At 36.1% G+C, this 20,289-nt stretch carries 24 protein-coding genes; 7 read left to right on the forward strand and 17 right to left on the reverse strand.

Going from position 1 to position 20,289, the window contains the following annotated elements; translation table 11 throughout:
* The 6 genes from LC457_RS20015 to LC457_RS20040 all read left to right on the forward strand — a co-directional run bounded on the left by LC457_RS20015 (position 1) and on the right by LC457_RS20040 (position 6,275).
* Positions 1-255, forward strand: coding sequence for an acyl carrier protein (locus tag LC457_RS20015; protein ID WP_047377388.1), 255 nt, complete (start codon positions 1-3; stop codon positions 253-255).
* Between the two features lie 120 nt (positions 256-375).
* Positions 376-1,260: a lipid A biosynthesis acyltransferase gene (locus LC457_RS20020; protein WP_223601425.1), complete on the forward strand. Its 885-nt coding sequence runs from the start codon at positions 376-378 to the stop codon at positions 1,258-1,260.
* Between the two features lie 175 nt (positions 1,261-1,435).
* Positions 1,436-2,962 (forward strand): NAD(P)/FAD-dependent oxidoreductase, encoded by a 1,527-nt coding sequence (locus tag LC457_RS20025; RefSeq protein ID WP_223601426.1) that lies wholly within the window; start codon positions 1,436-1,438, stop codon positions 2,960-2,962.
* A gap of 1 nt (position 2,963) precedes the next feature.
* Positions 2,964-4,652 (forward strand): C45 family autoproteolytic acyltransferase/hydolase, encoded by a 1,689-nt coding sequence (locus tag LC457_RS20030; protein WP_374200567.1) that lies wholly within the window; start codon positions 2,964-2,966, stop codon positions 4,650-4,652.
* Positions 4,649-5,014 (forward strand): hypothetical protein, encoded by a 366-nt coding sequence (locus tag LC457_RS20035; protein ID WP_223601427.1) that lies wholly within the window; start codon positions 4,649-4,651, stop codon positions 5,012-5,014. Before LC457_RS20030 ends, LC457_RS20035 begins: the two co-directional genes overlap by 4 nt.
* A 7-nt stretch (positions 5,015-5,021) precedes the next feature.
* Positions 5,022-6,275 (forward strand): DUF3887 domain-containing protein, encoded by a 1,254-nt coding sequence (locus LC457_RS20040; protein WP_223601428.1) that lies wholly within the window; start codon positions 5,022-5,024, stop codon positions 6,273-6,275.
* A 64-nt stretch (positions 6,276-6,339) separates the two neighbouring features.
* Here LC457_RS20040 and LC457_RS20045 read toward each other — a convergent pair whose 3' ends face one another.
* The 16 genes from LC457_RS20045 to LC457_RS20120 form a co-directional block, all read right to left on the reverse strand.
* Positions 6,340-7,512, reverse strand: coding sequence for a DUF2062 domain-containing protein (locus tag LC457_RS20045; protein ID WP_223601429.1), 1,173 nt, complete (start codon positions 7,510-7,512; stop codon positions 6,340-6,342).
* Positions 7,513-7,516: 4 nt separating this feature from the next.
* Entirely contained in the window at positions 7,517-7,993 is a 477-nt protein-coding gene (locus tag LC457_RS20050; protein ID WP_223601430.1) for a hypothetical protein, read from the reverse strand.
* Positions 7,990-8,370 carry a 3-hydroxyacyl-ACP dehydratase gene (locus LC457_RS20055; RefSeq protein ID WP_223601462.1) on the reverse strand — a complete coding sequence of 127 codons (381 nt, stop codon included), beginning with the start codon at positions 8,368-8,370 and terminating at the stop codon, positions 7,990-7,992. The genes LC457_RS20050 and LC457_RS20055 overlap by 4 nt, the downstream gene beginning before the upstream one ends.
* A gap of 83 nt (positions 8,371-8,453) precedes the next feature.
* Positions 8,454-9,089 carry a hypothetical protein gene (locus tag LC457_RS20060; protein WP_223601431.1) on the reverse strand — a complete coding sequence of 212 codons (636 nt, stop codon included), beginning with the start codon at positions 9,087-9,089 and terminating at the stop codon, positions 8,454-8,456.
* On the reverse strand, positions 9,055-9,681 hold the full coding sequence (locus LC457_RS20065) for an outer membrane lipoprotein carrier protein LolA (protein ID WP_223601432.1): 627 nt from the start codon (positions 9,679-9,681) through the stop codon (positions 9,055-9,057). The genes LC457_RS20060 and LC457_RS20065 overlap by 35 nt, the downstream gene beginning before the upstream one ends.
* Positions 9,674-10,429, reverse strand: a complete 756-nt coding sequence (locus LC457_RS20070) for a polysaccharide deacetylase family protein (RefSeq protein ID WP_223601433.1) — start codon at positions 10,427-10,429, stop codon at positions 9,674-9,676. The genes LC457_RS20065 and LC457_RS20070 overlap by 8 nt, the downstream gene beginning before the upstream one ends.
* Before the next feature lie 166 nt (positions 10,430-10,595).
* Positions 10,596-11,657 carry a beta-ketoacyl synthase N-terminal-like domain-containing protein gene (locus LC457_RS20075; RefSeq protein ID WP_223601434.1) on the reverse strand — a complete coding sequence of 354 codons (1,062 nt, stop codon included), beginning with the start codon at positions 11,655-11,657 and terminating at the stop codon, positions 10,596-10,598.
* The gene (locus LC457_RS20080; protein WP_223601435.1) at positions 11,654-12,853 is read right to left on the reverse strand and encodes a beta-ketoacyl-[acyl-carrier-protein] synthase family protein; all 1,200 of its coding nucleotides are present in this window, start codon (positions 12,851-12,853) and stop codon (positions 11,654-11,656) included. Before LC457_RS20080 ends, LC457_RS20075 begins: the two co-directional genes overlap by 4 nt.
* A gap of 84 nt (positions 12,854-12,937) precedes the next feature.
* Entirely contained in the window at positions 12,938-13,195 is a 258-nt protein-coding gene (locus LC457_RS20085) for a phosphopantetheine-binding protein (RefSeq protein ID WP_034692439.1), read from the reverse strand.
* Positions 13,196-13,270: 75 nt separating this feature from the next.
* On the reverse strand, positions 13,271-13,810 hold the full coding sequence (locus tag LC457_RS20090) for a 3-oxoacyl-ACP synthase (protein ID WP_223601436.1): 540 nt from the start codon (positions 13,808-13,810) through the stop codon (positions 13,271-13,273).
* A 10-nt stretch (positions 13,811-13,820) separates the two neighbouring features.
* Positions 13,821-14,987: a beta-ketoacyl synthase N-terminal-like domain-containing protein gene (locus LC457_RS20095; RefSeq protein WP_223601437.1), complete on the reverse strand. Its 1,167-nt coding sequence runs from the start codon at positions 14,985-14,987 to the stop codon at positions 13,821-13,823.
* Positions 14,984-15,427: an acyl-CoA thioesterase gene (locus LC457_RS20100; RefSeq protein WP_374200568.1), complete on the reverse strand. Its 444-nt coding sequence runs from the start codon at positions 15,425-15,427 to the stop codon at positions 14,984-14,986. Before LC457_RS20100 ends, LC457_RS20095 begins: the two co-directional genes overlap by 4 nt.
* Positions 15,402-16,670, reverse strand: coding sequence for an ABC transporter permease (locus LC457_RS20105; RefSeq protein WP_223601438.1), 1,269 nt, complete (start codon positions 16,668-16,670; stop codon positions 15,402-15,404). Before LC457_RS20105 ends, LC457_RS20100 begins: the two co-directional genes overlap by 26 nt.
* Positions 16,657-17,415: an ABC transporter ATP-binding protein gene (locus tag LC457_RS20110; protein WP_223601439.1), complete on the reverse strand. Its 759-nt coding sequence runs from the start codon at positions 17,413-17,415 to the stop codon at positions 16,657-16,659. Before LC457_RS20110 ends, LC457_RS20105 begins: the two co-directional genes overlap by 14 nt.
* 1 nt (position 17,416) lies before the next feature.
* Positions 17,417-18,412, reverse strand: coding sequence for a BtrH N-terminal domain-containing protein (locus tag LC457_RS20115; protein ID WP_149835523.1), 996 nt, complete (start codon positions 18,410-18,412; stop codon positions 17,417-17,419).
* A gap of 61 nt (positions 18,413-18,473) precedes the next feature.
* Entirely contained in the window at positions 18,474-18,878 is a 405-nt protein-coding gene (locus LC457_RS20120) for a hypothetical protein (protein ID WP_223601440.1), read from the reverse strand.
* Between the two features lie 310 nt (positions 18,879-19,188).
* Between LC457_RS20120 and LC457_RS20125 the strand changes: the two genes are divergently transcribed.
* Complete coding sequence (locus LC457_RS20125) at positions 19,189-19,368, forward strand: hypothetical protein (protein WP_180564740.1); 180 nt, start codon at positions 19,189-19,191, stop codon at positions 19,366-19,368.
* Positions 19,369-19,845: 477 nt separating this feature from the next.
* Here the strand turns inward: LC457_RS20125 and LC457_RS20130 are convergent, their stop codons facing one another.
* Positions 19,846-20,289, reverse strand: a complete 444-nt coding sequence (locus tag LC457_RS20130; RefSeq protein ID WP_223601441.1) for an ABC transporter permease — start codon at positions 20,287-20,289, stop codon at positions 19,846-19,848.

Here is a 20,289-nt window from a genome sequence, read left to right on the forward strand (position 1 = left end):
ATGGAAAGGGAAAAAATTGTTGCTATTGTTAATGATTTTCTTGTCAACGAATTTGAAGTTGATGGAGACGAAATCAGTAATGATGCCAACCTTAAAAATACACTGGGCTTAGACAGTCTGGACTATATCGACATGGTAGTCGTGATCGAATCTAATTTCGGGGTGAAATTAGGAGAAGCAGATTTCAAGAAAATGGTAACATTTGATGATTTCTATACAACGATTGAAAACAAGATTGCTGAAAAAAACGCGTAGTTATTGAGTAAATCTTTATTCTATAAAAATGAGCCAATGTAATAATATCAAGGTGATTCAGTAATGGACACTTAAAAAAGGTATTATTACATTGGTTCTCTGTTATATTAAATTCTATATATGAACAAGTGGAAAGGTAAATCTAAAGGAACAGTACTCGGATACAGAATATTCGTCTGGTGTATTAGAAATATCGGGATCAGAAGTTCATATGGGGTGCTTTACTTTGTCGCGGCTTATTACTCATTATTTCAGAAAAAGAGTAATCAATATATACGCTATTACTTTCAAAAAAGGCTGAACTATGGATATTGGAAATCCAAAACTTCTATATTTAAAAGCTACTTTACTTTCGGAACAGTCCTGATCGACAAAACTGCTATTTCTGCAGGGCTCAGAGAAAAATATACCTATGAATTCGATGGTATTGAAAATCTCAGAGATCTTTTAGCTGCTAAAAAAGGAGGTGTCCTCATCAGTGCTCATATCGGTAATTTTGAAATTGCTGAACATTTTTTTGCAGATATCGACTTCGACTGTCAGATCAATCTGGTGACTACAGATCAGGAAGTTACCGTGATTAAGGAGTATCTGGAGAGCGTTGCTGTAAAAGAAAGTAATATCAAGTTCATCTATGTAAAAGAAGATATGTCACATATCTTTGAAATTAACAAAGCTTTGTCAGAAAACGAGTTGATCTGCTTCACCGGAGACCGTTATTTTGAAGGATCCAAATATCTGGAAGCAGAACTGCTGGGAAAAAGTGCAAAGTTTCCGGCCGGTCCGTTTTTGATTGCCTCAAGATTAGGCGTTCCTGTAGTATATGTGTATGTGATGAAGGAAAATAATCTTCATTACCACTTATACGCGAGAGTGGCTCAGAATATCAAAAATCGTGATTCACAGGGGCTTTTACAGTCATATGTTCAGAATCTTGAAACTATGGTGAAAAAATATCCTCTTCAGTGGTTTAATTATTTTGATTTTTGGGATGATGTTGATTAATTTTTCTATTTTTATCCCATAAAAACAAACGAAAAACTAAAAACCATTAAGATTTACTAAGAATTAAGATCATTAAATAGTATTTTCCAAATAAAATTTCTTTGTTTACTGTACCAAAGTAATCTTTAAATATCTTAAATTCCCTGTTTCTTAATTATTAAAAGCACATTCTCTTTTGAAGAAAGCATATGACATACTTGTAATCGGCAGCGGATTGGGAGGTCTTGTTTCGGCTCTTATTTTGGCGAAAGAAGGTATGAAAGTGTGCGTTCTTGAGAAAAATAATCAATACGGAGGAAATCTGCAGACTTTTTCACGTGACAAACTGATTTTCGATACAGGAGTTCATTATCTTGGAGGCTTATCCAAAGGCCAGAATCTGAACCAGTTCTTTTCCTATCTGGAAATTATGGATGATCTCGAGCTTCAGCAGATGGATGAAGATGGATATGACAAAATCAGTTTCGGAGAAGAAGAAATAGAATATCCGCATGCACAGGGTTATCAGAATTTTGTTGAACAGCTTTCCAAATATTTCCCCGAAGAGAAAGGAAACCTTGAAAACTACTGTGAAGAGATTCAGTATGTCTGCAGCCAGTTTCCAAGATACCATGTAGTAGGAAAAGATAATTACAACGAGGAAATACTGCATCTGAATACCAAACGATTTATAGAATCCGTTACCCAGAACAAAAGGCTTCAGGCTGTTTTACTGGGTTCTAATTTTTTATACGCCGGAGACTCTGAAGATGTACCTTTCTACGTACATGCTTTAACAGTAAACTCTTATATCCAAAGTGCCTATAAATGTGTAAAAGGAGGCAGTCAGATCTCTAAACTTCTGATCAGAAAACTTCGGGAGTATGGAGCGGAAGTTCACAAGCATTCGGAAGTTTCTGAATTTGTTTTTAATGAAAATAATGTATTGGTATCCGTAAAAACGAAAGCAGGGAAAGAATATTCCGCGAAACAGTTTATTTCAAATATAGAGATTCGTTCCACTATTCAACTAATCGGGGAGGATAGACTAAAAAAATCCTTTCTGAACAGGGTTTTGAGCTGGAAGCCGGTTTCATCATGCTTTAGTATTTATTTGGTTTTAAGACCTCAGAGCCTTCCGAATTTCAATTACAACAGATACCACTATTCATCAGAAGAACAGGTCTGGAATGCATTCCGTTACCGGAAAGAAGTCTGGCCGGAAACCTATATGCTGTCATCTACCCCTTCAAAACATCATCCTGAATTTGCAGAAAGTCTTACCGCAATTTCTTATATGGATTTTGATGAGGTGAGAGAATGGGAAAATACATTCAATACTGTAGCTGATGAGCATCAAAGAGGAGAAGCGTATGAAAGATTTAAGTTTGAAAAGACTGAGAAAATGCTGGATGCCCTGGAAAAGAAAATTCCTAATCTAAGGCATGCCATCAAAACCATATATACTTCTTCTCCCTTGTCTTACCGGGACTATATCGGGAATTTTGAAGGAAATATGTACGGATACATGAAAAGTTCGGAGAATCCGCTTAAAACAATGGTTTCTCCCCGCACGAAAATTGACAATCTTTTTCTGACAGGACAATCTGTGAATATGCATGGGATTTTAGGAGTAACCATCGGTGCTTTTAATACCTGCGCAGAGATTCTGGGAAAAGAAACGATTGACATGCGGTTGACACAAATGATTAATAAAAACTAAAGTGAAAAAAACGAAAACCATTTATTCATCCTATAAAAGAACTCTTCTTTACCTTACTTTTTGTTTTTTCCTCACTGCCTGCGGAATATCAAAATCTATCCATCATATTCCTGATGTAAAACACTATTCACTCGAGGTTCCGGAAGTAACCCGTATCAATGACAGCACTTTCAGTTATAAACAGAATTATCTTACGAAAAATAAACAGCAGCTCTGGGAACTTTATATCAAAGGAAATCCATTGCAGTTGGGATATAATAATGGAGCACTCACCCAAAGTTTAATGCAGAAGCAGGAAAGTATTTTCTTTTCAAAAGTAGAGGGATTTGTACCGTCAAAATTTAAACAGAGGCTGCTGAGGGGCTTTTTAAAATGGTACAACAGAAAAATGTATCTCAATGTAAGAGAAGACTATCAGGCAGAATTATACGGTTTATCACAATATTCATCTGATCAGTATGATTTTATTGCTCCCAAATATTTAAGAAACCTTTATCTGCACGGAGCTCATGATATCGGGCATGCCATGCAGGATCTGGCGATGGTAGGCTGCACTTCACTGGCTGTTTGGAACGAAAATACGGAAGATGGAGATCTGTTGATAGGAAGAAATTTCGATTTTTATGTAGGTGACGATTTTGCAAAAAATAAACTGGTAGAGTTTGTTCAGCCGGAAGAAGGAATTCCCTATATGTCGGTAAGCTGGCCGGGAATGATTGGTGTTGTATCCGGAATGAATAAAGAAGGAATTACAGTGACCATTAACGCAGGAAAATCAAAAATTCCTTTGACTGCAAAAACACCTATTTCCCTTGTTACAAGAGAAATTTTGCAATACGCTAAAAATATTGATGAAGCCATTGCCATTGCTAAAAAAAGGAAAGTTTTTGTATCTGAATCTATCCTCGTAGGAAGTGCCAATGATAAAAATGCCGTAATTATTGAAGTTTCACCTAAAAACTTCGGTGTGTACAGCGTGCAGAATACCAGCCGGGTTCTTTGTACTAACCATTTCCAGTCAGAGGTCTATAAAGATGACAAAAGAAATCAGAAGCATATTGAAGAAAGTCATTCGGAATACCGATATGAAAAACTTCAGGAGCTTTTGCAGGAAGAAAAAAAGATCACTCCGGAAAAGATGGCATCCATTTTAAGGAACAGATCCGGTTTAAAAGATGAATCTATTGGTTATGGCAATGAAAAAGCACTCAATCAGCTTCTGGCGCACCATGCCGTTATATTTTCGCCTCAGAAAAAACTGGTTTGGGTGTCTTCCAATCCTTATCAGCTGGGAGAATTTGTTTGCTATGATCTGAATAAAATCTTTTCAGACAATGGGCTACAGCCTGATGACTTTTCAAAATCAAGTTTGAATATTCCACGTGATCCCTTTGCAGACTCTGAGGAATTTAAAAACTACGAATTGTCCAAAATGTACGGAAAAGAGATCAATGAGGCAGCCGATGATAAAAATACACTGTTGACAGACGGAGTTATTCCTTCCTATCAATCTATGAATCCGGATTTTTGGCTGGTTTACTATCAGTCAGGAAAATATTATTTTAACAAAAAAGAATATTCAAAGGCAAAAACTGAATTTGAAAAAGCTTTGACGAAAGAAGTTACAACGGTTCCGGACAGAAAAAATGTAGAAAAATACCTGAAGAAAACTTTAAACAAACTGAAATGATTCCTAAATATATAAAACTGCTGTTTTGCATTCCCTTTATTATCATTATTTGCTATTCGGTTTATTTGTGTACCGTTTACAGCTCAATACCTGAAACCATAACCATTCATGGGTACGGAAATATGAAGGACAATTACGGAAGCAAACTATTTCTTGTGATGCCGGTACTTATGAATCTGGTGATTCTCCTGTTTATCTGGTTGATTATCAGAAGGCCGGATAAAATAAAATTTACTTTTGATATTGACGAAAACGAAAGAGAAAAAATTTATCATATAACGCAGTTAGCTCTGGTAATTATTGCGATATTTGTCACCATCATGATGACTCCGTTAGCATTTTCTGATGTGGTTTATAAATAATTGATCTATGAAAAAACTTTTAACCCTATGCTTTACCGTATGTTTTCTATTATCCTTTTCTCAGGACAGAAAAGAGATCGGAAATACTTTCATCAAAACGTTATTGGTAGATAAAAATATTGAAAAAGCACATTCCTATTTTGATCCTTCCATAGCAGGGCAGATTCCGGTAGATCAGCTTAAGGCGGTTACAGAACAGCTTCAGGGACAGATTGGAAGTTTGAAAACGGTTCTTGAAGTGAATAATGAGGGAAATATCTACTATTACTATTCAGAATTTGAAAAGGCCAAACTGGATATTCAGATCAGCTTTGGAGAAAATAATAAAATGGTTGGCTTCTTTTTGGTTCCTCATAAGCCATTTGAAAAGCAGGATGAAAAGACCACATTAAAAATAAAAAGTGATGCCATAGAATTGAATGGGACATTATTGATTCCTCCTTCCAACGATAAAAAGAGGTTAGTCATTTTTGTCCATGGCTCAGGAGCGCATGACAGAGACGAAACTGTTGGAGAAAATAAACCATTTAAAGATATTGCAGAATACCTTTTAAACAATGGAATTGCTTCCTACCGATATGATAAAAGAACATATACTTATCCTGAAACATTCAACGAAAAATCTACTGTAGAGGAGGAAACAATTAATGATGCGGTAAATGTGACCCAATATTTTAAAAACAATGAAGATTATAAAGGATATCAGATCATTATCCTGGGACATAGCCAGGGAGCTTATATGATGCCTGAAATTGCAGAGAAAGCTCAGGCTTCAAAATATGTTTTCATGGCGGGTAATGCCAGACCGCTGCAGAATTTGTTGGTAGAACAGTATGATTATCTTCATTCCATAGATCCGGCTAAAGTTCCTGCTGAAGCTGTTCAGGAAGTAAAAAAACAGGTTGCCTATTTAAATTCACCCCAATTCAGTTTAAGTTCACCAACATCAAAACTTCCATTGGGACAATCTGCTGCGTATTGGAAATATTTAAAAGACTACAACCAGCTTAATGAGGTTAAAAAAGTAAAAGCTCCCATGTTTTTTGCACAAGGCGGAAGAGATTACCAGGTCACCGAGAAAGACTTCAACCTCTGGAAAGAAACCTTGAAAAACGATAAAACAGCAGTATTTAAATTGTACCCAACCTTAAGCCACTTATTCATAGCAGGTTCCGGAAAACCATCTCCAAAAGATTATGAAACAAAAGGAAAAGTTGATGAACAGTTTTTGAAAGATCTTGTACAGTTTATCCTGAAATAATGTATTCAGCGAAAAAAAAATAATAACTACTTTGTGATGGCCTGGAATTTTATTCCGGGCTTTTTCAATTGGTTTCCGGGCTTACTTTATTCAAAAATAGAAAAGATACCACCCCGGTAAGAACAGAAAGAGAAGTGCTTAAGATAAAACTGCCAATGATATATTGAACCAAATTATTCTTTATCAGTTCAAAATTTAAATCCTGACTTAAAATATCGCTGTCACCACTTACAAATGGTGCTCCCAGAAACAGAGATGCGGCAATAATAAAAGGAATAAAAGGAGGAAGACTCACATTGGAGGCTACAAATGCAAGTACTTTATTGAGTTTAAAAAGTACAGATAAACTGATGACCAAAAGCGTCTGAAATCCCCAGAAAGGCGAAAGACCTATAAAGACTCCCAGCGCAATAGAAAATGCCTTTGTACGGTTGCTTCCGTCACTTTCTAAGACATCTTCCTGTATGAATTTTTTAAAGCTTTTTTTTTTGAAATTATTCAGAAAATTTCTCGGAATAATATAAAATAGGGTGATGGTTACCAGAATCGTATTCAAAATACTTATTCTCGTAAAATCTTTAAAAGGTCTGAAATGTGAAACCCGTTCTGCCGGATCATATAAAACTTTAATCGGAACATTCTTTACCTGAACATGTCTCCATGCAGTTCTTACAATGATTTCAATTTCAAATTCAAACTTAGGTGTAAAATATTTCTTTGGAATTTTATGTAAAGGATAAAGTCTGTAACCGGACTGTGTATCTTCCAGCTTTATTCCGGTTTCAAACCAAAACCAGAAATTGGAAAAACGGTTTCCGAAACTGCTCTTCTTGGGAATACCATCCTGAGACATATTTCTGTTTCCGATCAGAAGAACCTCTTCTTTTTCCTGAAGAAGCGCTTCTACAAATACAGGAATATCATCCGGATAATGCTGCCCGTCCGAATCAATGGTGATAGCATAATCATACCCTGCTTTCTTTGCCGCTCTGAAACCTGTTTTAAGGGCATTTCCTTTTCCTTTGTTCTCCGGTAATGAGATAATAGTAATCTGAGGATATTGAGTAAGAATTTCAGGCGTAGAATCTGTAGAGCCATCATTGACCACAATAATACTTCCGGTGTAGTTGAGAACACCGTCAATAACCCTGTTCAGGGTCTTTTCATTATTGTAGGTAGGTATTAAAACGCATATCTTCTTTTCAGAAATTGCATTTTGTACTTCAGCAAGGGACATTTTTTTATTTTAAAGTGGCTCTTTCCGCCTCTGTAATAGTTTTTGACTGCATTGCAAACCTTTTGATATAGCCTTTTAGCGCTGTATTCTGTTTGCTGTAATTATTCAGAAGGAATGCTTTATCATCCTTCAGACTTCCGCGGTATCCCACAATTTTCGGGATATTTTCCTGAACACTCATTCTGATCAGACGAAGCTCTGCATTGTTGGGGTTACTTTTGATAACAGTTTCAAGACTTGTAGCTCCTGTTTTTACCAGGGACTTTCTGTTACTTTTGACAATTTTTGCTTCCATAATTTTTGCTGCAGCTTTATATCCAACAGTTACGGCATCAGAACCGGATTGTTTTTCCGCAGTTTCGATGAAGCTGGCGGTATTGGTATTGGATTCATTGGCTTTAGCATAGCTGTTTCTCAGCGTTTCAAGGTCAGACTGAAAGAAAAAAACAAATGCTGCTATGAATGATAAGATAAGTTTCATGATGGTATTTTTTTATAGCTTACAGACAGTTTTAATGCAATAGTCTCGCCAAAAGAAGTAGTGTTTTTTACTTTAACATCATCTTCATTTTCGTTAATATCCAGTTGAAGCTGTAAGTCAGGAGTCTCAAAAGGATTGATGATCGCCATGAACTTTACATTGGATGCGGTTTTTAAAAACAATTTTGAACCTGTAAATTCCTCAGTCAGTTCTTTGATGATCTGCATCATGCAAACACCGGGAGTTACCGGGTTTCCAGGAAAATGACCTTTGAAAATATCGTGGTCTTTATTAAGATGGATGTGAGCAGTAAACTTTCCGTCTTCTGCTTTCTCATAAGAGGTTAAAGTATAAAAGTCTGTAAGAATGGTTTGCATGATCTTATTTTTAAGATTAAACGTACAATACAGTCCGGTCTGAAAAACGACGTTCATTTATTGTACAGTTTTCCTGTTGGAAATTATTCTGTTTCGGTTATTTGAAATAGTTTTATATTGATCTTAAAATCTTTGTGCTGTAAGTTTAAGCTATCCGCGAAGATAGGTTTTTTTGCATCAAAAGTAAAATCGATTTTTTCCTTATTATTTTTCGTATAAATGATCTGTTTCAGTAAACTATTTTCCTTATTGAAGAATAAATAATAGCTTTTATTCTCAATTTTTGAAAGAAAGATTTTAGCATTGTCATTCTCAAAACTTTCGCTTACCGGGTACTGTTTTTTCAAAAGCTGCTGGAAGTCATTTTTGAGGAAATTGATGACTATCTTCTTATCCAGGTCAGGAAGTACATAATTCAGCTTGAAATTATTGTCAGAAACCTCAAAATCAATCAGTTTATTCCCAAAATCTGATGTTAATGCTACACGATGCGTTGTTTCGTTCAGTTTTTTGATGATCAGAATACCGCTTACATGGTTTTTATAAATGTCCATCTGGCATTTGTACACATAATCTTCACCGGAAGAGAAATATAAATTTTCAACCGTCTTTTCAGAGGTAGGAACTGGTTTAGCATCAGTTAGCTGATACGTTTTACAGGAAACAGCCAGACTCAGGATCAGGCTATAAAGAAAACTCTGACGCAGGAATGGAAGCATTGATCTTGGTATTTTTGAAAACAATATTCGTAGTATCTCCGGAAGCCTCAGTCATATTCACCTGTGAAACCGTTGATTGATTCTTTGGGAAAAACAGCTCAATCTGTTTGATGTATTTCAGCAGCTGTGATGTTTTAGGAATAAACTTCGCCACATTATAATTGCCATTCTTAAAATACGTTACCGTAAATTCAGGATCATTGAACATCGTTCCGTTTGAACTCCCTACAATCAGTTTGTTGATCTTCTCAAATGTTTTGCTTTTGGCATCTACAGATGATTTCTTCCCCTGATCGTTGATGAAGATCTTATTGCTTTTAAAAATAATACTGTACTGATAAGGCTTGGTATATTTCCAGCTCAGCATATTGGGTGTTTGCAGTGACATTCTCCCATAAGTAACAATGCTTTTATCCAGAAAGTCCATTTTTTTGGTTTGGGTAAAATCACTTTGTAAAGTTTTAATTTCTTTAGTCTCCGAAGATACTTTCGACACAAATGCTTTGGCTTCAGCTCCTGACATGGCCGTGTTTTGTGCAAAAAAGAAACCGGAAACCAGTAAGAATGCTCCGAAAGCAATATTTTTAATCATTTCTATTTGAATTTATAATTGTATCAACAGTAAACGTTGAATATTTTTTGTCCTTCAAAAATACTAATAAATTGGCCAGCACGCGACAGGTCTTTTCCGAAGTATCATGAAGCAGGATAATACTGCCTTTTTTCAAGCCTTTAGTCACTCTGCGGTAGATTTTCTTTTCATCATCAATGATGGTATCTAAAGAGCGGACATTCCATCCGATGCTTATTTTATGCGTTCTTTTGATAGCTTTTGCAATATTGGGATTCGTTACTCCGAAAGGTGGACGGTAGAGTTTAGTGCTTATATTTCCCGTATTTTTAATCACTTCGTCACACTTTTTAATTTCCTCAATCATTTTTAAGGTTGATAAAAATCCTGTAGAATTGGAATGTGATAACGTATGATTTCCGATTGTATGACCTTCTGCAATAATTCTCTGAAAAGTTTCAGGGTATTTTTCAATCTGTTTTCCGATACAGAAAAAGGTTGCCTTTATCTGATGTTCTTTAAGTAAGTCTAAAAACTTTGGGGTAAACTCAGTAGGGCCATCGTCAAAAGTAAGAGCTACTTCTTTAGTTTTTGTCCGCTTATGAGTGATACTGTTAACGAAATATCCCAGCTCAATATCAAAAGAACCCCAGACTACAACTGCAGAAAAAGCAAAAAAACAAAACAGATACACCCAAAAGCTTCCATGAAACGCATAAATAAAAACGTTACAAAAAAGATAGAAGAGGATGAATGGATAATGTTTCATTGCTGGGTGGTTTATATGGTTTAACTTTCTTGATTTATACACATTTTGTCATTCTGAGTGTAGCGGAGCGAAATGAAGAATCTATAATATGAAAAGAAGAGATTCTTCCTTCGTCAGAATGACAACTGTACTGCTTTAATTGTAAACACTATTGTTTTTTCTTCAACTAAACCTTTTCCAATAATACCAAGCTGTGATCATCACCTGCCAGATGATTATAAAGAAGTACATTCTTTATACTTTCCTTTTTTTCTGCATTGATCATCATTACTTCCGGAATCTGCTGTTCCTTAAGGATATGACAGGCGATAAATGTTGAAAAACCACTGGCTGTATTAAATTCTCCACTCAAATGCTTGTAATAAAGCAAAGATGAGTCAGGAAACAGATCCATTGCTTTGGTATAGTAAGCGTCAGAATCTGCATCTCCGCTGAATCCTAAAATAACAGCATCAATATCTCCGTTTGAAAGATTATTCTGAGCTACGAAGTTCTGGATAAAGTCTTGTACTTCATCTAACTCAATTTTATTACTGATACAAATATTCTTAAGTTTTGCGTAAGAACTTTCAGTCTTATCTTTTCCTACAACAAAGAAGCTGGCACCTTCACCCCAAACCACTCCATTGGTATTGGAATGCAAATAATCAGCAGGAAGATCTGCTTCTTTTTTTATCGTATTATTTAAACAGTAGAGCTCCATTGTTCTGGCAGTCTGTTCATCTGTAGAACCTACCAAAACATTTTCTGCTTCTCCGTCATTGATCTGAAGCTGAGCATCCAGTAATGAAAACTCCAGTGAAGAAGAGGTGTTTACATAGGTGAAATTATAAGCATGACATTGTAGTCCCAGAGCGATCTGTCCTGCTACCGTATTGTGGGTAGATTGGATGAAAAAGGTTGGGGTAAGGAACTCTTCATGATTATCAATCACATTTTTCAGGAACTTTTCAGAATCTTGTGAGCATCCCATTCCGGTTCCTATGATGATAGCATCCGGCTGTTCAATACCTGCTTCTTTTAAAGCATAATGTGAGGCTACAGAACTCATTTTTACCGTTTTGGACATTCTTCTGATCATGGCTGGCGGAATGAACTCTTTATAATTGGGCTCTATTGCTTTGATGATATTGGAAGAATTCTCAGGAGTAAGGTTCTGAAGAATATTTTCGTTTAAAGTGTCCTGAACTGAGATACAGGATGCACTGTTGATGTATACTGCACTCATGATTTTGAAAGAATTAAGGTTGAACAGTTTCCTCCAAACCCAAACGAATTGGAAAGTACATGATTAATGTTTTTTTCTTTCAGTTCGGTAACGGGAGTGAGATCAAATTCTTCCATTTTTGTTTTGAAATTCAGGTTCGGGAAGATAAGACTGTTTTGCATGGCTAATATTGAAAATACAGCTTCAATTCCTGCTGCAGCGGCCAAAGTGTGTCCTGTAAATGCTTTTGTAGAGCTGAATTCAGGAACCTGGTTTTCACCAAAGATTCTGATCATGGCAATTCCTTCTGATAAATCGTTATTAGGAGTAGCCGTTCCGTGAACGTTAATATAATCTATATTTTCTTTTTCTAATCCTGAAATTTTTAATGCTTGCTGCATCGCTAAAAATGCACCCTGTCCGTTTTCAGAAGAGGCTGTCTGATGGTGTGCATCATTGGCATTTCCGTATCCAGAAAGATAAGCAAGAACCTTTTTATTTTCTTTTTTGACTACTTCTTCAGATTCAAGAACTAAGAAAGCAGCAGCTTCCCCAAGATTCAATCCTTTTCTGTTGTTGTCAAAGGGTGTATTGTAAGAATCCGTAAGGATCATCAGGGTATTGAATCCATTCAGTGTAAACTTTGAAAGAGAATCTGTTCCTCCTACAATGACACGGTCCAATACTCCGTTTTTGATCAGTTTAGCACCCATCATAATGGCATTAGCTGCTGATGAACAGGCTGTACTGATGGTAGAAACCATACCTTTTAATCCCAGATAATCGGCAATCACCAATGATGAATTTCCGGCATCGTGGGCGTCAATATATTTTTGCTCTTCAGGAAAGTCTTCGTAAGAGTAGAAGTATTTTTCAGTAATATCCATTCCTCCTACACTGGTGGAAGAGATCAATCCGGTTTTGTATCCGTTGATATCTGAAATTCCTGCACTTTCTACAGCTTCTTTAGCAGCAACCATCCCCAATAAAGAAGTTCTTGTCACATTGTTGTCTTCATCAAGTTGAAGCTTTTGTACAAGTTCTTCGTTGGATAATTTTATTTCACCTGTTTTAATAATTCCGGCATGTCGGGTTTCAAACATTTCAATGTCTGAAATTCCATGTTTTCCGGATTGTAATGAAATAAAATTTTCCTCCACATTGTTTCCGATGGAGGAAATGATGCCCATTCCCGTTATGGCAATTTTTTGACTCATGGTATTACATAATGTAACAGTGCAGCGATCTAACAATTGATTAATAATTGCTACATAGCTACACTGTTAGATTGTTATATTAATTTATTTCGTTCTGTTGTCTTCGATGAATTTTGCCATCGTGTCAATAGATTGAAAGATTTCCTTTCCTTTTTTAGGATCAGCTAATTTTATTCCGTAGTCTTTATCAAGAAGAACGATCAGTTCCAAAGCGTCAATAGAATCAAGTCCTAATCCTCCTCCGAATAATGGATCAGTATCTTTGATTTCCTCTACCGATACGTCTTCAAGATTAAGAACTTCAATAATTTTGTGTTTCAATTCTGTTTTTAAGTTTTCCATAATTAAGTTGGTTTATCAGTGCTTCAGTATGTCATTAAGATCATTATATCATCACACTGTTATATTGTTACATTTTTATAAGGTTAGCAAATATACAAAAGCTTTGTAATTTTCCTGATACAATTCCACCCAGCCGCACAATACTTTGTCAGCCTTCCCGGACAGCAGGATTTGTTCTGAATAATCGTTTAAAAAATTTTCATCAAATTCATCCAAAACAAAAAAAGCATTTTCTGTCTGCATTTTGTGTTTAATGCTGATTTCACCTACACAGATATTAGGAAGAGTGTAGACAAAAACGGCCGGACTCGGGTAAAAGTTATCCTGATCATTGATACTTTCCTGATATTTGAAATCTGTATCCAGGCTGGAAGATCTGTTGGCAAAAACGATGGCTGTTCTGCTGTGATCTTCATCTTTTAAAATGGTTTCAGCAGAAAGAAAGGCAAGTTTACTCAACTGATCCATTTTATGAAACTTGGGATAGCTTAGGTCTAAACTTTTATAGGCTTCTTTGGCAAATTCCTGAAATGTTTCACCAGGGCTTTCAAAAATAAGATTTCCGTCAACGGTTATTTTTGAATGTTCTATGGTACAGATGTTTGTTTTCTTCATGACGCTTATTTTAACATTTTTCCAGCACAACAGCTGCATTGCAGCCACCAAAACCTGAAGCCGTTTTCAGAATGTATCTTACAGCTGCAGATTGGTTTTCTCTGATGATATTCAAAGGCTGGGTTACCCCTGTTTCTTCAAAATTCTTTGATGGGAGCAAAGTGTTGTGAAGAGCACTTTCCATAGAAATAATACTTTCAAGAAGTCCTGATGCTCCCAGGCAATGTCCGTAATAGCCTTTCATACTGTTGAGGGGAACGTTTTGGAGTTCCAGTCTGTTGAAGGCAATGGCTTCCATTTCGTCGTTATATAAAGTTGCCGTTCCGTGGGCAGAAATAAAATCAATCTGTTTTGAAGAAACATTCGCTTCTGTCATCGCATTTTTGATACTGGCATACAAACCGTCGCCCGTTCTTGAAGGTCCGGAGATGTGGTTGGCATCATTCACTGCAGAATCTCCCAGGATTTTAAATCTAAGTTTTTCGTTTTGTGAGATTCTTCCTTCGTCAGAATGACAGCTGGTCACATAAACTGCTGCTGCTGCTTCACCGATATTAATCCCGTCTCTGTTTTTATCATAAGGCTTGCATGGCCCTGATCCTATAGCCTGAAATGAATTGAATCCTGAAATAACAAATTCAGAAAGCTCATCCCCCGCAATAACAAAAGCATCTTTATATTTTCCCGCCTGAATCATATTCTTCGCCACTGAAATCGCCATTACTCCTGAAACACAGGCATTGGAAACAACAATAGGCATTGTTGTGAATCCAAAGAAATCTGCTATTTTCTGTGCTAATTTCGATAAATAAACGCCTTCCGGTAATTCAGGTTGGTTTTTTAACAGGCTGATGTTTCCTTTTGTTGTTGAAAGGATAAAAGCGGTGTTATCTGATGGGGCATGTTTTTCAATAAGAGGCCTTAAACTTAAAAGAAGCATTTTTTCAAGCCTTGTGAAATTGAGCATATCATTCTGAGCATTGTCGAAGAATCTATTAAATTCTTCATTAAGTTTATCAGAATCAATCATGGAAGCATAAAAAGCATCCTGATTGTCTATGATTTTATGTAAAGCAACTCCGGATTTTCCTTCCAAAAGTGCCTTCCAGTTAGTATCTGCTGTGAATCCCAGCGGAGTTACACAATTGTAATCTGTGATATAGACTTCTTTCCTCATGATAACCCCATTTTATCTTTCCAGTTTTGAAAAAATTCCGGATTGTACAGACATAAGCTTCCATTACTGTCCAGAAATACCTGGATGGTTTCTCCGCTGCATACCAATTGATCTTCCTTGTTGAAGATTTCATATCTGTATATCAGCTTGGCAGATATCGAATTTACATATGTTGTTACAATCCTGAAAGTTTCACCATATTTTAAAGGAAGAAAATGTTCGCAGGTACTTTTTACAATGGGTGTCACATACCCTGCATTCTGGATATCAAGATAGGTTAAGCCGTGCTGACGGCCAAAAGCTTCTCTTCCGTCTTCAAAATAAACGATATAATGTCCATGCCAGACAATTCCCAGTGGATCTGTCTCATTGAATCGTACTCTTACTTCTTCAGTACAGGTTAATATATTTTCTTTAGACTGCATTTTGTTTTCTTTCATAAAATATAGAAATAGCTACAGTGGCAATATAGAATAAGAAAAGGAAAACCAGTTCTTTGGTAATTCCACCAATTCCGCTGTTTCTTAAAATAATATCATAATAGGCATTCAGTCCCCAGTTCATAGGAGAGAATTTCGCTACGGTCTGCATGAATTCCGGCATTAAAAATACAGGAACCCAGATTCCACCGATAGCTGCCAAAACCACTACAGAAGTTGCACCAAATGGAGCAGACTGTTCCTGAGTATCGGCAATAGTTCCCAATAAAACTCCAAATCCAATGGCTGCCAATCCTGCAAATAATGTTACAGTAACAAGCTGGAACATTTTTCCGGATACATCAAATGCCGGAAGATCCATATATGGAAAAAGATAAATTCCGACCGCAACCATCAATAGAAACTGAATAATACAGATGATAAGATAAGTAAATGTTTTTCCTAAAATATGAACAAAATACGGAGTAGGGCTTATTCTTGCTCTTACACTTGTTCCCTGGCTTTTTTCCTTCACCAGGTTAATGGATAAAGGGACTACAATAAAGAAGATTGCAAAAAGAGTCCAGGCGGGAACGTTGTGCTGAACAGAATTCGGCATGACGTCCATTGCACCTTTCTTTGGTGTGATTTCTTTAAAGCTGATCAGGTTTTTATTTTCATCAAGATTTTCCGTTGTTCCCAGTTGTTCCTGGAACGCTTTGTAAATCTTTTTATTTTCAATCTCAAAAACCATTTTGTTGACGGAATTCATCACTGAGTTTTTGAATCCGGCATTGGTCGCAGGGTCAAAGTACAAATGAATTTCTTTGGCCTTTGGAGCGGCTGTTTTTACTTTTGCCGAATCTCCTTCCAGTCCGAATGAACTTACAATGGTCTGAACTTTAGAATCAATATTGGAATTTAAATCTTTCGTTAAATTGTCGGGAATAACAATGGCCATCTGATAATCTCCGGAAAAAACAGCATCCTGAGCAGATTTTTCATTGAAATTAGTGAGCAGTTGGAATGTTTTGCTGTTTTCCAGTTCTGCTTTTATATTCTTTGAAACTTCAGACTTGTCATTGTCAATGAATATAATCGGAATCTTTGATCCTTCAAGATTTTTAAAGGTAGAATCCTGAATAAGGGTAATAGTAACAATCAAAAGGAGCGGCATCACAAAGATGATTACAATACCCCCGATATCTCTTTTCAGCAGAAGAATTTCTTTAATAAAGCTTCTCCACAGTTTATACAACAACATCTCTTAGTTCTTTTCCGGTTAATGAAATGAAAACATCCTCAAGGTTTTCAGCGCTTGCTACTCTGTTTACCAATTCCTCAGGTGTTCCTACTGCATGGATCTTTCCATGGTCTATAATGGCAATTTTAGTACAGAATTCTTCTGCTTCCGAAAGGTGATGGGAAGTATAAATAATGCAGGTACCTTGTTTATTTAAATCTAAAAGATAGTCAATAATTGCTTTTTTGGACTGAACATCAACTCCTACGGTTGGTTCATCTAAGAATAGAACTTTAGGATTATGAAGCGTTCCGGCGATGAGGTTACAACGGCGTTTCATTCCTCCTGAAAATTGTCCTACCTGTTTGTTGGCAAATTTTGAAAGTCCCATGATTTCCAGGGACTCATCAATTACCTTTTTAAGCTGGTTATGCTTTAAGCCATACAGACTTCCGAAAAACATCAGGTTTTCTTTGGCTGTAAGCGTTGGGTATAATGCATATTCCTGCGGAACAATACCGATAATCTGTCTTATTTTAAAACCATCCTTCTGTGGAGATAATCCATTGATGGTAAATTGTCCTGAAGTAGGTTTTATCAGCCCCGAAAGCATAGAAATCAAAGTTGTTTTTCCTGCTCCGTTGGGTCCGAGAATTCCGTAAATTTCATTTTTGCTGATATTCAGAGAGATATCATTTACAGAAAACTCATCAGAATTTTTGTACTTCTTATATAGGCTTTTAATCTCGATCATATTTTCTGCCATATCAGATCGCTTTTCTCAGTTTTTTATAGAAAGCTTCTTCCAGATCTGCAATATGCAGCATCGTTTTTGAAAGTTCATTGTAGATATTACTTTTTGAGTTTCTGTTTTTGTACACTCTGGCAATATCCACGGCAAAGTCTCTCCAAAGATCACCAATAGAAGTAATTTCTTTTGATAATTCTTTTAGTTCATCATTTTTAAGAATAACTGATGCTTCCTGAAGAAATGCTCCGTAGATAAATCTGAATCCGCCACCTCCGGTTCCAATTTCTTCCTGCATTCTGATAAGCTGTCCCAAATAATGGTTGGTTACTTTGGTTCCTTTCTTTTCTGCCCATTTCGGGATGCTTTTTGCTACCCATCTCATGGCTTTTACTCCAATAAGAGGTACCGGAGCCAGCATGTTTTTGCAGGTGTCTTTAATTCCTTTTTTTATGGCTTCTTCAAGGTTTACATTTTCCGGAACATAAATAGGGTAATACATATGCCCTTTTGGAGGCAGTGCTCCTTTGGCGTATCTTACTTTTTCCAGTTCGGCTTCGGAAAGAGAAGTGGTATAATCCATCACAGGATCACTGATAAGGAATTTTCCATCTTCTTTTCCATACACCACAAGGTTGTGAGCATTGAAGTGGAACTTATATTCTTCAGGGAAGTAAGTAAGGTTAAAAACACCTACCTGAAGTCCTGTAGGGATATTTTGTTCCAGATTTCTTTCAAGGGCCTTTTGGGCATCTTTAGGATTTGAGAATTTTTCTCTTTTGATTTTAATTCCTAATCTTTTCGCTGCTTTGCTGAAAATAGCACCCGGCATCGGACGATAGCTGAAGCCCGGAGCAAAATTCACCTTTAAAAAAGGAAGATAGACAAAAAACAACCCGGAACCGATCCCGAAGATCATGGGCTCACTTAGTTTCAGGCCTTTATTAAGCAGTAGATTAGAAGCAACACCGTTTTCGCAATGCGCAGTCTGATGGTGTTCAAAGTTTAATTTCATTTGCTGATTGTATCTTTTCATGGGTCAAATGGATCAGGCACTATATATCGCCTTATTTCATTTATTTCCCGTTGAATTTTTTTAATTCATCCACTGAAATCCCGAATGCTTCGGCATATTTTTTCAGTGCAGTTTCGCTTAGTGTGTTAAATACTTTGGGCTTAAAATGTCTCTTTACCCTCCATTGCCACATACCTACATAAGAAGCAAGGACACCCAGATCCATTTTATTCAGTTCCATAAAATAAACAATGGGGCTTACTTTATGATGGGCAACATTTTGTTTTGCTTCCTCAATTCTTTCATAAATAAGTTCCATCGATTCATCCAGAGCAGCTTTCTTGGCATCCCAGCCGGTACTGTTCGCTGTCGTGTAGTTGTCATTCTCATCCGTCACATACAGAACTTCAGTCATGTTGGCGGATTTCAGGTTACTTTCGTCTTGAGGCAGATCTTGTTTTTTCATCTAAATAATGTCAATTTTTTTAGATTCCAGATGAAAAATCTTCACCTGTTTTCTGATTCTTATAATCAGGTGGCTAAAATAGTGAAAATACATTATATGTAAATCATATTAAATCTAAGGGAGCTGTTGCTTGATACATAGGCTGTACCAAAAGTATTCCATAGGTACTGATGACCCAATCTAATTATGTTAAATAGCAGATTTATAAAGTTTTGTTAATTATTAAGGATGTATTTTTTATTTGATTGTTTTATCTATATTTGTTTGTGTTAAACAACAAAAACTAATAATCAACAACAAATTAAATTTCATGAAAAATTTAAAGTTACTTACAAAGAATGAGTTAAAAGAAGTGAAAGGAGGACTAACTGCTTACATTTCATGTGCTAATGGAACCAATGGTCAAATCCGTAATGTGAATGTCAACACTGATATTGCTTCTTCTGCAGAGCAGATTTGCGGTGGAAATGATTATGAGGTGATTATCTAAGGAGATATTCAATACCTCAGATAAAATCTGATCGTAATTTATTGTTTTATAAAAAATAAAACCTTTAAGTAAAAATCATAGGCGGGGCAGAAATGTTCCGCTTTTTTCTTGTTTTAAACTGTTTCTCCCTGATGATCAGAGTTTCACGGATTTTTATAATGTTTCACGTGAAATAATTCCTCTTACGATGAAGTTTTTTATTTGTATTGCATTGGTTATCAGTTGAGTTGTAGTTGGGTTGATTAGCTTTAAATATATGAAAATGAATGCTTTTTTATTGTAAGACAGTTGTAATCAATTCAATATGAGTGGGCTTTAGCCCAATTGCAAAAAATGGAAAAAATCAACTGGCTTTAGCCGAAACCTAACCTCTAAACACAGATGTCACCGAAGTATACACAAATCTACTTAAGATTAATATATAGAATAAAAAAAGCTGCACATTTTGTACAGCTTTTTAATATGTTGAATTGATCTTTAAGATTTTACTTCCTGAATAAACAGGTTGATTTCTGCTCTGATCAATAATTCATCATTATGAAATGTCTCACAGAAGATGTGGCAGATGTTCTCAAACTGAGAAATAAGTGAAGCTCTGGAAATGATTTTATCATTCACTTTTGGAAGGGCAAAAACCTCAATTTTTTTAATATTAGTAATAAACCCGATCACTTTTGTATCTGCCTCAGGATTTTCAAAGAAGCTTTGTCCAAGGATAGATGAGCAGGTCTGCGCCAGATTTTCAATTAATCCTGCTTCAGTAAACTCATTGTTGTGAACAAATATATTATCTTCTTTTATTTCAAAGGAAGTCACTACTTTTTCTTTGGTCAGCTCCAGGATATAGTCTGCCATTAGCATCGGTTCGCGATGCGGTAAAAAGTTGTGTATATTGATGATATTCTCTTCCTTTATTTCCAT

It is taken from the genome of Chryseobacterium sp. GVT01B (genome assembly GCF_019970045.1).
In the GTDB taxonomy this organism is placed as follows: domain Bacteria; phylum Bacteroidota; class Bacteroidia; order Flavobacteriales; family Weeksellaceae; genus Chryseobacterium.

Bases quoted from the DNA above. Each gene is read 5' to 3' on its own strand.
- LC457_RS20015 (WP_047377388.1), top strand. From the start codon at position 1: ATGGAAAGGGAAAAAATTGTTGCTATTGTTAATGATTTTCTTGTCAAC.
- LC457_RS20020 (WP_223601425.1), top strand. From the start codon at position 376: ATGAACAAGTGGAAAGGTAAATCTAAAGGAACAGTACTCGGATACAGA.
- LC457_RS20035 (WP_223601427.1), top strand. From the start codon at position 4,649: ATGATTCCTAAATATATAAAACTGCTGTTTTGCATTCCCTTTATTATC.
- LC457_RS20040 (WP_223601428.1), top strand. From the start codon at position 5,022: ATGAAAAAACTTTTAACCCTATGCTTTACCGTATGTTTTCTATTATCC.
- LC457_RS20045 (WP_223601429.1), bottom strand. From the start codon at position 7,512: ATGTCCCTTGCTGAAGTACAAAATGCAATTTCTGAAAAGAAGATATGC.
- LC457_RS20050 (WP_223601430.1), bottom strand. From the start codon at position 7,993: ATGAAACTTATCTTATCATTCATAGCAGCATTTGTTTTTTTCTTTCAG.
- LC457_RS20055 (WP_223601462.1), bottom strand. From the start codon at position 8,370: ATGCAAACCATTCTTACAGACTTTTATACTTTAACCTCTTATGAGAAA.
- LC457_RS20060 (WP_223601431.1), bottom strand. From the start codon at position 9,089: ATGCTTCCATTCCTGCGTCAGAGTTTTCTTTATAGCCTGATCCTGAGT.
- LC457_RS20065 (WP_223601432.1), bottom strand. From the start codon at position 9,681: ATGATTAAAAATATTGCTTTCGGAGCATTCTTACTGGTTTCCGGTTTC.
- LC457_RS20070 (WP_223601433.1), bottom strand. From the start codon at position 10,429: ATGAAACATTATCCATTCATCCTCTTCTATCTTTTTTGTAACGTTTTT.
- LC457_RS20075 (WP_223601434.1), bottom strand. From the start codon at position 11,657: ATGAGTGCAGTATACATCAACAGTGCATCCTGTATCTCAGTTCAGGAC.
- LC457_RS20080 (WP_223601435.1), bottom strand. From the start codon at position 12,853: ATGAGTCAAAAAATTGCCATAACGGGAATGGGCATCATTTCCTCCATC.
- LC457_RS20085 (WP_034692439.1), bottom strand. From the start codon at position 13,195: ATGGAAAACTTAAAAACAGAATTGAAACACAAAATTATTGAAGTTCTT.
- LC457_RS20090 (WP_223601436.1), bottom strand. From the start codon at position 13,810: ATGAAGAAAACAAACATCTGTACCATAGAACATTCAAAAATAACCGTT.
- LC457_RS20095 (WP_223601437.1), bottom strand. From the start codon at position 14,987: ATGAGGAAAGAAGTCTATATCACAGATTACAATTGTGTAACTCCGCTG.
- LC457_RS20100 (WP_374200568.1), bottom strand. From the start codon at position 15,427: ATGAAAGAAAACAAAATGCAGTCTAAAGAAAATATATTAACCTGTACT.
- LC457_RS20105 (WP_223601438.1), bottom strand. From the start codon at position 16,670: ATGTTGTTGTATAAACTGTGGAGAAGCTTTATTAAAGAAATTCTTCTG.
- LC457_RS20110 (WP_223601439.1), bottom strand. From the start codon at position 17,415: ATGGCAGAAAATATGATCGAGATTAAAAGCCTATATAAGAAGTACAAA.
- LC457_RS20115 (WP_149835523.1), bottom strand. From the start codon at position 18,412: ATGAAATTAAACTTTGAACACCATCAGACTGCGCATTGCGAAAACGGT.
- LC457_RS20120 (WP_223601440.1), bottom strand. From the start codon at position 18,878: ATGAAAAAACAAGATCTGCCTCAAGACGAAAGTAACCTGAAATCCGCC.
- LC457_RS20125 (WP_180564740.1), top strand. From the start codon at position 19,189: ATGAAAAATTTAAAGTTACTTACAAAGAATGAGTTAAAAGAAGTGAAA.
- LC457_RS20130 (WP_223601441.1), bottom strand. From the start codon at position 20,289: ATGGAAATAAAGGAAGAGAATATCATCAATATACACAACTTTTTACCG.